Origin of the sequence: Agromyces albus (assembly GCF_004134825.1) — a bacterium.
Taxonomy (GTDB): Bacteria; Actinomycetota; Actinomycetes; order Actinomycetales; family Microbacteriaceae; genus Agromyces; species Agromyces albus.
In genome coordinates this window covers 131658-143535 of the sequence record NZ_SDPN01000003.1, presented here as the reverse complement: position 1 = coordinate 143535, position 11878 = coordinate 131658, and the positions used below count along the sequence as shown (strand labels likewise).

The 11878-nt window shown below is 63.9% G+C and carries 10 protein-coding genes; 7 read left to right on the top strand and 3 right to left on the bottom strand.

The window, feature by feature from the left end:
* Positions 1 to 50: 50 nt before the first annotated feature.
* Complete coding sequence (locus tag ESP51_RS03020; protein WP_129519408.1) at positions 51 to 1601, top strand: competence protein CoiA family protein; 1551 nt, start codon at positions 51 to 53, stop codon at positions 1599 to 1601.
* Positions 1602 to 1842: 241 nt separating this feature from the next.
* A complete protein-coding gene (locus tag ESP51_RS03015) occupies positions 1843 to 2334 on the top strand; it encodes a DUF6998 domain-containing protein (protein ID WP_129519407.1) in 492 nt (163 codons plus the stop codon).
* Between the two features lie 140 nt (positions 2335 to 2474).
* Here ESP51_RS03015 and ESP51_RS03010 read toward each other — a convergent pair whose 3' ends face one another.
* Entirely contained in the window at positions 2475 to 2963 is a 489-nt protein-coding gene (locus tag ESP51_RS03010) for a hypothetical protein (protein ID WP_129519406.1), read from the bottom strand.
* Between the two features lie 279 nt (positions 2964 to 3242).
* Between ESP51_RS03010 and ESP51_RS03005 the strand changes: the two genes are divergently transcribed.
* Positions 3243 to 4481 (top strand): Swt1 family HEPN domain-containing protein, encoded by a 1239-nt coding sequence (locus ESP51_RS03005; RefSeq protein ID WP_129519405.1) that lies wholly within the window; start codon positions 3243 to 3245, stop codon positions 4479 to 4481.
* A gap of 650 nt (positions 4482 to 5131) precedes the next feature.
* Here the strand turns inward: ESP51_RS03005 and ESP51_RS03000 are convergent.
* Together ESP51_RS03000 and ESP51_RS02995 are read right to left on the bottom strand one after the other, a co-directional pair.
* Positions 5132 to 6208, bottom strand: coding sequence for a pentapeptide repeat-containing protein (locus tag ESP51_RS03000; RefSeq protein WP_129519404.1), 1077 nt, complete (start codon positions 6206 to 6208; stop codon positions 5132 to 5134).
* Positions 6209 to 6699: 491 nt separating this feature from the next.
* A complete protein-coding gene (locus ESP51_RS02995; protein WP_129519403.1) occupies positions 6700 to 7287 on the bottom strand; it encodes a helix-turn-helix domain-containing protein in 588 nt (195 codons plus the stop codon).
* A 103-nt stretch (positions 7288 to 7390) separates the two neighbouring features.
* Between ESP51_RS02995 and ESP51_RS02990 the strand changes: the two genes are divergently transcribed.
* The 4 genes from ESP51_RS02990 (at position 7391) to ESP51_RS02975 (ending at position 11855) form a co-directional block, all read left to right on the top strand.
* Positions 7391 to 7594 (top strand): helix-turn-helix transcriptional regulator, encoded by a 204-nt coding sequence (locus tag ESP51_RS02990; RefSeq protein ID WP_129519402.1) that lies wholly within the window; start codon positions 7391 to 7393, stop codon positions 7592 to 7594.
* A gap of 639 nt (positions 7595 to 8233) precedes the next feature.
* Complete coding sequence (locus ESP51_RS02985) at positions 8234 to 8971, top strand: DUF2637 domain-containing protein (RefSeq protein ID WP_164990374.1); 738 nt, start codon at positions 8234 to 8236, stop codon at positions 8969 to 8971.
* A 374-nt stretch (positions 8972 to 9345) separates the two neighbouring features.
* Complete coding sequence (locus tag ESP51_RS02980; protein ID WP_129519400.1) at positions 9346 to 10068, top strand: hypothetical protein; 723 nt, start codon at positions 9346 to 9348, stop codon at positions 10066 to 10068.
* A gap of 23 nt (positions 10069 to 10091) precedes the next feature.
* On the top strand, positions 10092 to 11855 hold the full coding sequence (locus ESP51_RS02975; protein WP_164990373.1) for a type IV secretory system conjugative DNA transfer family protein: 1764 nt from the start codon (positions 10092 to 10094) through the stop codon (positions 11853 to 11855).
* Positions 11856 to 11878 lie beyond the last annotated feature (23 nt).

Genomic DNA, 11878 nt, shown 5'->3' with positions numbered 1-11878 from the left:
TGAAGGCAGTCGCATCGAGAAATGTCAGAGGGTGGCTGTACGGTGCGGCCGTGCACATCCACGCCGGTTCGAGCCTCCGGGAGTTCACTGGCTCGGATGACCCCCGCTTAGTCTTCGCGCGTGGCTCTGACGGTTCTGTCGTGTACATGCCAGAGGGTGCTGCGGAGCGATTCCGCGAGGCAACGAGAACCGGCGAGCTTGTCTGCATCGTTCCGGACTGCGCCAACCCCAAATTGAAGGCGGTGAACCGGCGCGAGCGCCGGCATGGATTCGCCCACCACGCCGGCGCTGGTGGGCATGCGGGCATGGGTATTCATCACCTCCAGGCGCAGTTGCTTATCGCACGCTGGCTGAGGCTGAAGTACCCGGAAGCAGTGGTCGAGCTGGAGGAGACCACCGAAGACGGACGGCGACGGGCAGACGTGATGTTCACGTCGCAGTCCGGGAGGAAAGCGGCGTTCGAGGTCCAGTACAGCCCGATCACGGTCGACGCCTGGAACGAACGGCACCAGCACTACAAGGCCCTCGACATCGTTGACATTTGGTTGTGGGGTCACACCTCACCTCATCTGCGGCCAGAGAGCGGCAGCGAGCTAGGAGTGCTTCTCAACGCCGTGCAGGAAGCATCAACGCTCGACGGCGCCCCGGTCCTTTGGATCAACCCGGAGCTCGGCCAGATCGGAACCGCGACCTCTCTGCGCCACCTGAACAATGGCAGGCAGTTCGTCGTGCCCGCCCGCACGTATCGCGGTCAATTCACCTCGGAGCCGTTGGACGCATTCCGACTCGTAGGATCCGGGTTCACGACCGATAGCTTGCAAGCGCTGTACCGCGCGCGCGAGGACTACGCACGGTTGAGAGAGGTGGAAGTCAGGGCGCAGGCGGCTGCCGAATCCAAGCAAGCAAGAATGCGGGCCGAGGAGGAAGAACGTCAGCGAGCCAAGAGCCAACGACTCGCGCAGATCCGTGCGCGGAAGGCCGGGCAAATCACTCGACTGCGCAAAGAACGAACCGACCAATGGCTCGCATCGGAGCGCCGAACCACGGTTCTCGCTAAAAACGGCGGAGCATGGCCAGCTCACCTCTCTGTTGAAGTCGATGCCACACCGGGGATCCCCTTCCCACACGAGATGTGGCAGGAGAAACTGTTCCGCCAGTTCATCGCGGGGAAGGCTCACCGCACCGGGCTGAGCACTCCGGAAATGGCGAGGTCATTGAATTGCTCAGAGGTCACCACAGAAGAGGTTCACCAGCCGATTACCCAATGGCTAAACGCGCTGACCGTGATGGGCTTGGTCTACAAGACGATCCAGCCAACGACTCGGCACGGTGCGTCTAGGACCTCGTTCCATGTGCTCAACCTCGCAAGCGAACAGAAACGCGCCGAGGCAACGCAGAGGATGGACGATCTCCGCGCGAGCATCGCCGCACGGGCGAGAGCGCACGACGCCGATGATGTCATCAATCAGGTCGTGAGGAACGCACGGCAACCATTGGCAGCGCCGAAACCGAAGGCGTGTGCGATTTGCAGGTACCCACTCGCTGACATCTACGAGGATCTGGGCTATCACCCCGTGTGCTCTCCTGGCCATCGCCGGTGACCATCTGTGCGGCGTATCTGATCCGAATCACAGGGGGAGGCCCTGCACTTATCTCCGCGGTGAATTGCCGCAGTGGTTGCGCCCTGGCGACGGTCTCGAGCAGGGTGCGGCGCTCTTCTCGGACTCCGTCGTGCCGCATGGTGCGAGGTTCGGTCATGAACACAGGTGTCAGGCTATCGGCGCGCATTGACGTCGCCGGCACACCTGCCATCATCGGGGTGTGCCAATCACGATTCACACGTTGACCGTCGGACAGCTGCTGACCTTGTACGCCGACATTCTCACCGAGCTCCGACGCCGAGGGCTCGTCCGCACGAAGAACGCCCCACTTGGAGACCTCGCCGAGTACGCTGCTGCCCTCGCGTACGGTGGTCTGCTGGCGAAGAACTCCGAGAAATCGTACGATCTGACCGCTGCGGACGGGCGCCGTATCCAGGTGAAAGCCCGGTCAGTCGACCGCAACGCGAGCCCGTCGCAGACGTTCTCCCCGATCCGCACCCTCGGGTTTGACGTGACCGTGTTCATCATCGTCGACGCGGACACGAACAGTGTGAAGTCGGCGTTCGAGTGGTCACCGACCGAGGTTGGGACGCTGGGCCGATGGTCGGAGCACACCAAGGGGCATGTGGTGCGGATCGGTCAGATCCGGGCAGCAGGCACCGACGTTACTGAGATGATGCAGGGTGCATGGGCCCAGCTGCTCGACCTGGTGGAAACGGTCGAACCGGACTAACGAGCACCTCCACGCCGTTGGCCATCCACCCGACCGTCTGGATCGGCGGTCAGCGGATGCCGGAACCCATGGGGACGAGCCCGAAGGAGTCCCGCTTACGAGCAATCACGCGGTCGGCTCCGTTTGGCGTTGCAGCAGCCTCACTTGCGCTCGTTGAGACCCTGTGACCGTCGAGCGTCGTCGAGGGCCTTTTCGACCTGCGGCTGTCCGAGTGCTGCCTCAACGATCGGCATCAACTCGCCGGGGATCGCGAAGGCTGGCACGGATCCAGTACGGTCTACCTTCACGAGGTGGCTCGCGTCGTCCGGAATCAGCCCTGCCTTCTTCATGGTCTCAATGTGCTTGGAGATCGCGCCGGTCTGGCCGCGGAGGCCGCTGTCGCCGATCGCGAACTTCTCACGCACCTCGGGGTCGCTCCGCCTGCCCCCCGAGCGAGCAACGAAGCTTACGAGGAGCAGCTGCCAGGGGTGCAAGCGATCCAGCAGTACTGTCATGCGGTCGACTGTCCAGCCGCCCCAGGCATCGGACGCCACGGCCGTTTCGAGCGCGCCAGGAAACCATTCGTCGATCTTCAACGCAAGATCACTGAGGACCGTGAGGTCGCCATGGATGCTGAGTGTGCCGTTCATAATGAACTCCTTTTCAATTTGTGTTTGAATCGGCGCATAGAAGCATATTGAAGGTTTGTCTAGATGCACTTCAATGTCAGTTTTGAAAGTTTGAGTCGCGCTTGAAGACCGACCCGGCTATGGGCTGGATGGACGCCGATCGCTCGGCACGGCAGGGGTCAACGGACGACCGCAAGCGGATCCGCTTGTGCGGAACGACGGACGGTCCAACGCGCCGCTTTTACCCTCGTCCGCTGTCCAGGCCCTAGTCTGCAGTTCACGCATTGTTTGGGGGCGGCGTTGGAGAACGAGGACGCGATTCGGTTCGTGCTGAAGACTGCCGTGCGCGGCCTTGACCCATTCGTCTCGGAGGTCGTTGCAGAGAAGCTGCCGGAAGTCGGCCATTGGTCAGCCCTGCTTGCTGAGAAGGATGCGCGGGTGGGTTTCGACTCGGTTGCGGTTGGTGCCGGAGATGTCGCGCCGCTGCTGCGCATGCTTACGGAGCGCCTCGGCGCGCACGGCTACCTGTTCTCATCGAGCATGCCTCGCGTAGCTGCAACGTATGCGAGTGAGCTCATCGCGGTTCGCAATGCCTGGGCGCATCTTCGCGAGTTCGATGACGCGGACACCTACCGCGCAATTGACACGGCCGAGCGACTCCTGATCGCGGTGGGTGCCACTACCGAAGCTGGCCGGCTCGTGTCGATCAAGCATGGGCTACTGCACCGGCTGGCTACCGGAGGGCATCCCGCCGACAGTCTCGAACCGACCCTCTTGAAGGACGTCCTTGCCGCGCCGCCCCTCGACGATGATGAGTCACCCTTGCTGTCTCAACCGCCGGTTGATAGCAAGTCAGCCCGCATCGAAGCTCAGGATCTGAGCTCGGAAGCCGAGGATGTGGAAGAGGGCGTGCGCGAGATCCTTGCAGGAATGACACGCCCGCTTCCTCTCGCGGCTGTGTCGCAACAGGTCTTGGCGCGGTTCGGAAGGGAGTCAATGAACGTCTGGGGCGGCACCGGGGGCTTCACAGCCCTCCTGCGACGGATCGAACCGAGCGCATCGGTCAGCGGGCCTCAACCCGGCTATGTGCATCCAATTGGTCGAGCTGTCCCCGACGACTGGGATCGCGAGCCGCGGGAAAGCGACGTGCCAGCCTCCTTCCGAAACCTGCGCGCCGTCGATCCCGAGCTGCCGCTCATCACTTGGGGTCGAATGCAAGACACAATCTCTGCCGTGCTCGACGCTGGCCCGATCGATGGTCAAGCGATCGCCGCACTCACCAAAGGAACTATTGAGGGCAAGGCTCGCGCTGCCGTAGCAATCGCCGGTGAGCGCGGCAGACTCATTTTCAAAGCCGATGTCATCTGGGTGTTGAAGGCACTGACTAGGCAGCATCAACCGGAGGGAGCCGTGAGCGTGACATCTGCGAGCCAGGCCGTCGCCACCGAGATCGCGTCCCTTGCTCGGGAGGCAGATATTGACGCGGACCAGCTGGTACTCGATGTCAGAGACTGGCTCTCGAGGTCTAGCGACTCATAGCGACCGCGCCGGGAATCGCCCGCTGAGTCACCCGCTTGCGGGGCTTAGCAGGCTAGATCCTGCATTTTCTGCAGGTAGGGGATTTACATTCGGACATAACGAAGTTATCGGCTATCAAATCCAACGCGAGTTGTCGAGCGGTGCTCGGCAACATGTTCATCCGGAACGACGCGGTCACACCTGGAAGTAAGATCAGCGTCTGATGGGGCTGGCGTCGGATCGCGTGCACACGCCACTGGAGCTCGGCGGACACGACATTGCGGTTTGCTGCACAGCGACGTGAAGCCGGATTCTCTCCGTGCCGTCTACGCATCGAGAAATGCCAGAGGGTGGCTGTATGGTGCGGCCGTGCACATCCACGCCGGTTCGGGCCTCCGGGAGTTCACCGGCTCGGATGACCCCCGCTTAGTCTTCGCGCGCACATCTGACGGTTCCGTCGTGTACATGCCAGAGGGTGCTGCAGAGCGATTCCGCGAGGCAACGAGAACCGGCGAGCTCGTCTGCATCGTTCCGGACTGTGCCAACCCCAAATTGAAGGCGGTGAACCGGCGCGAGCGCGCGAGGATCCGAGGTCCGAGTCCCTCCGTTCTAACATCACGACTGGAGTGTGTCCCTGGAGAATCAATCGTGCCGTTCGCGACTAAGGCTCCTCATCCCGGCTCCTGGCTCAACACATAGTCCGGATTCACACGATGTCTCAGTGGATAGTAGGTAGCCGCGAGCCGATAAATTAGGTCCTCTGGAGGATCGATGGACCCTGGCAATGTCTGGCCATCTCCGCGTGCATACAGGAGCGCCAACGATTGGTACCTGCTGTGAAGGGCCGCACAATCCTCATGGTCAGCGTCGGGAGTGGCGTCTCTCACATTTGTCGGAAGAGCCACATCCGGGCTGACGCAGTATCGCACGTTGAGTGGGCCGCCATTCGGAGGATCGACCTCATCAATAATCCGCACCGTTGAGAGATCGCTAGGTCCGACAATCGTTGCTCCTAGTAGGTCACGACTCCAAAGACGATCAGTTCTGCTGAAATCAACAGTGCTCATCACGGCGCCGGACAAGTCAGCATCGTTCCAAATGGCGGCGGACGATGCTGGCGCATCGTTGAACTTACCGATCGTAGCGCCCCGAAGATGAGCCATCGAGAAGTTTGCATCTTCGAACGTCGTGCCCACAAGATCGGCGCCGCTGAGATCAGCCCTCGAGAGATCGGCGCCGGTGAGGTCTGCCCCGTGGAGGTCGACGCCCGCTAACCTCGTATCCTCAAGCCGAGCTCCGCGCAGGTTCGACTCCGAGAAGTCTGCGCCATTGAGATTGAGGCCGCTTAGATCCATATCCTCGAGATCAAGCCCGCGGAACGGGCGATCCATCGGCTCGATGGACGACAGTGCCCGCACGAAACGGAGGTTCTCAAGTCGAGTTGCCAGCGCTACCTGCTCGTCCTCGCGGACATGTTCACGGGCGATCTGGGCGTCCTCGCGATTCTCCTCACGCGCGATGCGCTGATCCTCAACATAGAACTGCGCCACGAGAATGGTCACGCCTACGACGGCGCCCGCCACGATGCCCGAAATGATGTCATTACCTATCGTGTGGGGATCTGGCTTCCACCACTGCGATCGAGGGCTGTCGCTTCGCTCAGGTGCGTTCGGATCCGCTGTCCCCGCGATGGAAGCTTTCGCGCGTTTCCGCACGGCTCGTTGACCGCCTTCGGAACTATTCACCATTCACCGAGAGTATTGTCTCCTACCGCGTGCGGGTCAGATGAGTCATGTTCCAATAGTGCGAGAACCGCCGCCCGCGGGTCTGCCTGATTCGCGACGACGCCTCCATCCCGTCGAGCGACGCGAACGTCTCTCTCGTGACCGTTCGGTGTGGATCGATTCCTGGAGTCGTCCTCGATAGCGCCCGAGGAACGTCGCACGATGCGGGCCCGGTGAGGTGTCCTCTTGCGGGGAGATCGAGGGGACCGGCCAATTCGCACGTGATGCGAACGTGCCGGGCTTATTCGGACATAACCAACATTCTCGGCGGATAGCCGCTCGGAAGCCCGCCGCCCAAAGCAGTCGACCGATGGGAAGTCGAAACAGCGGAAGTACTCGTCATGATCGGTTCCTGCGCGTTCGAGGCAGTGGACTCGTCGTCATTCAGCCCATGGGGATGTCGGGCTCTGCTTGAATCAGATCAAGATCGGGTAGAACCAGATCAAGATCGAGCGCTACGACTCTCGGGTATTTGTGTCGAAGCCTGAAGTGCTGAGAAGCCGGGCGAGCTCGTCGGCCCGTGCTCGCAGCGCATCCATTCGGGCGAGCGCAGGGCTAGCGCCACCAGCGTCCGGTCCGCCGCGCTCGCTTACCTCGAGGGCGGCAACGACATTCAACCGGTCGATCTCCCGGCGTAAAGCGAACAACTCCCGATACGCATCGAGATTTTCCCGATCATTTCGTTCTGCGGTCGATGTGGGCCGGTGCGCTCCGGTGGAGGCTCCGGAAAACCAGGCATCGAATTCGGCGGCGCTCAGGCCCTGAAGGTCGTCGGTGATGTTCTGCAGGTCGAGGTGCGCCGAGGGTCGGACGAGGGGAGCGAGCAAGTAGCTCGGCGGCACTCGGAGGGCGTACGCGATGCTGAGGAATTGGCCGAGGGTCAGGTCGGCTTTGCGCCCTGACTCGATGTTCTCGAGGACCGATTCAGTGATCTTCGTGCCCGTCAGGGTCTCCGCCAGCTCACGGGTTGTTCGGTAGCCGCGTTCGCGACGGGCGGCGCGGATGCGTGCCCCAATGCTGGCTTCCCCGCGGTAGTCCGTCATTTCGACAGGTTACCGCTTTCGCTGTTGTCAGGTCGAAGGCAGCCTGCTACCGTGAATCTGACAACGACAACATCAGCGAGTTGTCATTACGAAGGGAAACGTGATGGACAAAGAGTTCATTCAGCCGGAAGCGGTGTCCGAGATCACCGGGCTGTCCGTGGGCGCGCTTGCACAGCTGCGGTACACGGGTCAGGGGCCACGGTTCTACAAGCCGACGAAGCGGACAGTGCTGTACAAGCGACAGGAGGTGGTCGAGTGGGTCGAGTCCACGGCACGCACGCGAACGGGCGTGGAGTCGTTCGCGTAAGCCTCGCGTCGTCCGACCATCAGGGGGTTGTTTGCCATGGGCCTGTATGCCGCGAAGGGTGCAGTGATCCTCGCGGCCCGACTTCAGCTGGGCAATGCGGCGACCCGCTTGCTTCTACATATGGCGCTCGAGTGCTGGGATGAGGAGGCGCCAGATGGGCGCCTCCCGCGGCGGTACTTCGGCGGCCGGGAAATGGCGGCGATCGCGCTTGGGTACATGGCGCCGGACAATGCGTCGCCGGCAGCCCGACAGGCGGTGAAGCGCGCGATCTCGGAATTGACCGGCAAGGGCGCGATTGTGCGCGTCCGCACTGGCGGGCGCGGCCTGCCTGCGGAGTACGAGCTGCTCGTGGCAAGCGCGCGACCGGTGGGTGGTCGGAGGGCTGTGGATAACGCGGTGGTGTTGCCGTTCCATGGTCGGGGCCAGGGGGACGCTGACCGTACCCCTCAGGGGGTCGCTCGCCGTACCCCTTAGAGGGTCAGTCTCCGTACCTGCCAGGGGGACGGTGATCGTACCCCTTAGAAGAAGGAAGAGAACAGGAATGAACACTAATGAATCAGTACGCGCGCGAACCGCGGACAATTGGAGCGTCAAATGAGTCGAGAACCTCGGTGGTCGGCCAAGAATGAGACTGGCCCATTGCAACTTCGTTCGGCGTCGCGGCCACTCCGGATCTTTCTGGGATGGCTCATCGCCGCCGCGGGTGCGCTCGCGATCTTCATGTCCTGGGGTGCACTGCACGACTTGGCGTTGTACGTCGGCGGCATGCCACCGGACCGGGCGATCGTGTTCCCCATCGTGGTCGACCTTCCCGCGTTGGCGGCGATGCTGATCGCCCTCCTGGTACCGGCCCCATCACAATTCCTGCGGACGCTCCCGTGGTTCACGTTCGCCCTGTTCAGCGCGCTCACGGTTGCCGGCAATGCGGCTGCCGTTGCGATCGCGGACCCGAGCACGATGATTCTTGGGCAGGCGCCGGCGGTGATCGTGAACGCGGTGCCGGCGATTGCGTTGCTGCTGACAACCCACCTCGCCGCCGCCACGGTGTACCGGCGCGATGACCGCTCGGCACGCGGCCCCCGGCGGCCGGGTGCGATCGATCGTCCGGGTTCGACTAGGGGGAAGTACACTCCGACTAAGACTCCAGTTCAAGCGGCGTCCGGTGCGGTCGCTTCGAGCACACCACCCGAGCATGGGGTCGGCGAGTTCGAGGATCGGACCGCGAAGCGAGTCGAGGTGCTCGAGCTCGTCGGTACGGGCGCGACGGTGCGGAGCGCGGCACGCACCGCCGGGGTTGCACCCACCACCGCGCAGCGCTGGGTTGAACGAGCGCGCCTCGATGGCGTGCTCGTAGACAGGGCGACCGTCGATGCATAGTCGCATTGCCGGCCTTGACGCCGCCATCGAGGATCGAGACATCCTCGTGTGCCGTTCTCCCGGCGTGTTACCCCCGTTTGGGGGTAAGAATGCCGGTTGTATAGGCGTGCGCTTGGGTGTTCACCCGGCGCGAATAGGTGAACGAACAGTTCACCCGGTTCTTTCCCTGTCCTGCTGCCCCTGCCGCGCTTCGCGCGCTTCCCAACCTCCCGCACTCATCCTTCGGAGTTCCTGAGGGAGGTTGGGAAGTAAAGCAGGGGCAGCAGGACAGGGAAAGAACAACAACAAGAAACAAAGCAAAGGTGCGGCGGCGGTCGTGTGCAGGGCGATGGAAGCAGGTAGGGGCGCGTGAGTAGAGGGGTAGAGCGGGGCTGATGGTGCAGTTGACGAGTCGTGATGAGGCGATGCTCGAGTGGCTGAGCGTGGTCCGGATGGCGGACGTGGAAGCGATCCGGTGGGCCCTGTCGGGGCTCGCTGGGGACCATTCGGGGTCGCCGGTGAGCCGTCGGAAGGCGCAGCAATGGGTGGCCCGGCTGGCGGGCGTCGGCTTGGTGGATAGGGCCCGCCCGAACTTCCAGGACGGGCAGGTGGTGTGGGCGACGCACCAGGCGATCGGCCGGTCCGCGCCGAACCTGTACCGACAGACTGCCCGCCACGAGGTCGCGGTCGCGGCCGCGTCGGCCCGGTACCTGGCCCGCGGGTACGCGTGGTACCGGGACCGGCGACCCGGGTCGACCCAGGATCACCAGGTTGATGGGGTCGCGGTGCGCGGGGAGCGGATCGAGCTCGTGGAGGTGGAGCTGACCCCGAAGACGCTGCACCGGTACAAGGCAATCCACACGAACCATGCGACCCGGATGACAACGACCCGGGTGACGCGGGTTGTGTACCTGTGCACCGCGGACGCGGCGCGGGTAGTGGCCCGCGAGGCGGACCGGTTCATCTTCCGCACCGAACGCGACCGGCTGGTCACTCTGCCGGTGCTGGATGCGCGTGGAAAGTGGGTCGGCGACGACGCCGGGCTGTGGGGCGACGCGCCGGAACCTGCGGTCGGTGACCCGACCGTGACGCCGGAGCTGTGGGAGCGGGTCGGATGAGTGTCGAGCAAACCGCGGTGCCTGTGGAGTCCGACGGCCTGAGCGACGGGATTGAAGCGATCCTGGGTGCAGGCCTGCTCGTGGTTGTGGGCTTAGTTGCCCTGCCGCTGCTCGTACCCGTCCTAGTTGCGCGGGTCACGGGGGAGAGGATCGCGACGAAGGCATCGTTCTGGAAGGTGCGGCGCGGCCAGTGGGTCGTGAACACGATCGGGGCGATCGCGGTGACGCTGCTCCTCGCTATCGAGGCGGTGCTCTTAGTGGAGTGGGTCGCATCGGGCGGTGCGGAGCAGTTCTTCGCCGGCGACTGGGTCGGACAGCTTGCACCAATGTTCGGGCGATGGGCGATGGTGAACCTGCTCGCCGGGGTGCTCCTGCTGCCCCTGACCTGGTCCATTCGCCGTCGCCAGATTGCGGACAGGGTCCGGGCGCGCCGGATCGAGGACGTGCTCCGGCAGGAACGGATCGAAGTGGCCCGCAAGCGCGCCGCGGACGCGGCCACAGCGGACCGGATCGGGATCCGTCTCGACCCGCAGACGGGTCGCATCACCGGTGTTCGCGACGGCGCGGTGACCGTGCCGCACACCGTCGACGGGCAGGAGGCGTTCGGGTTCGTGACCCGCTCCACAGTGCGGAGCATCGCTGACCGGTTCCACGACGCCCGACAGGTCCGCGACTGGGTCGACCCGACCGGACGCTACCTCCTCATGCCGGACTCGTCGTCCGCGGCCCGCGCGTTGATCATCGCTGAATCCGGCAGCGGGAAGACCGTGCTGATCAACGGCTTCGTGCTCTGTGCTCTCCAGTACGGGTGGCCGGTGTTCGTGATTGACGCGAAGGGCGACCCGGCCGACGCCCGATCCATGGTCGCCCTGGCCCACGCCGCCGGCCGCACCGCGACGATCGGCGGCCAATGGAACCTGTTCTCAGGGACGGCGGAGCAGGTCACCGCGAAACTGATGCGGCTAATGCCCGTCCCCGACGGGGCGAACCAGCACTACCTGGACGAGATCCGAGGCGTGCTCCAAGCGGTGCAAGCTGAGGCACCGATCCGGTCCGCCGCTGACCTCCGCGATCGGCTCTTGAACCCCGGCCCGCACGTCCGAGACCAGTTCGACCTCACGCTCGTGAACCAGACCGTCGACCGCAACGGTGCCACCGCCGGAAGTCGGGCGCTGCAGAGCCTCGCCGTGGCGCTCCGGCCGCTGGAACGATGGATCACCGAAGACGGCTGGTCCTACTCGGCACCCCCAGCGGACCTGACTGTGGTCCCGCTTTCCCCCGTCGACGACGCGCAAGCGCGAGTCGGTGATCTGCTGCTCCTGGACTTGCGGAACTTCCTCTCCGCAAGGCTCGAGGCCGGCGACAAATCACCAGTCTTAGTCATCGTCGACGAGTTTCCCCAGCTCGTCACCGGGGCACAGGACCCCGGAGACACCGCAGGCAGCCTCTTCGAAACAGCCCGCTCCGCCGGCGTTGGACTCGTGCTCGCCACACAAAGCCCCGCCGGCCTCTCAAACGACGACATCCGCCGGCGTCGTGCCCTGACCAGCGGCGCCGCCCTCATCTTCGGGCGTTCAAAGGACCCCGAAGAAATCGTCCAGTACGCCGGAACGATGATGCGAATGGAAGCGTCAGGACAAGCAGCCGGCGATCGGCTCGGATCCGCCCGGGCCCAACACACGTACGTCGTGCCGCCGCAGGATGTGCGTGAAGCTGCAGACGGAGCCTTTTGGCTCGTCCAAGGCGGCGCGATCGCGGCGTTCCGAGCGCTGCCGCACCCGACATGAACCACCTACGACACCGGCCTGGC

Excerpts from the sequence above, each read along its gene's own strand:
- ESP51_RS03000 (WP_129519404.1), bottom strand. The coding sequence starts at position 6,208 with ATGGTGAATAGTTCCGAAGGCGGTCAACGAGCCGTGCGGAAACGCGCG.
- ESP51_RS02980 (WP_129519400.1), top strand. The coding sequence starts at position 9,346 with ATGGTGCAGTTGACGAGTCGTGATGAGGCGATGCTCGAGTGGCTGAGC.
- ESP51_RS02995 (WP_129519403.1), bottom strand. The coding sequence starts at position 7,287 with ATGACGGACTACCGCGGGGAAGCCAGCATTGGGGCACGCATCCGCGCC.
- ESP51_RS02990 (WP_129519402.1), top strand. The coding sequence starts at position 7,391 with ATGGACAAAGAGTTCATTCAGCCGGAAGCGGTGTCCGAGATCACCGGG.
- ESP51_RS03010 (WP_129519406.1), bottom strand. The coding sequence starts at position 2,963 with ATGAACGGCACACTCAGCATCCATGGCGACCTCACGGTCCTCAGTGAT.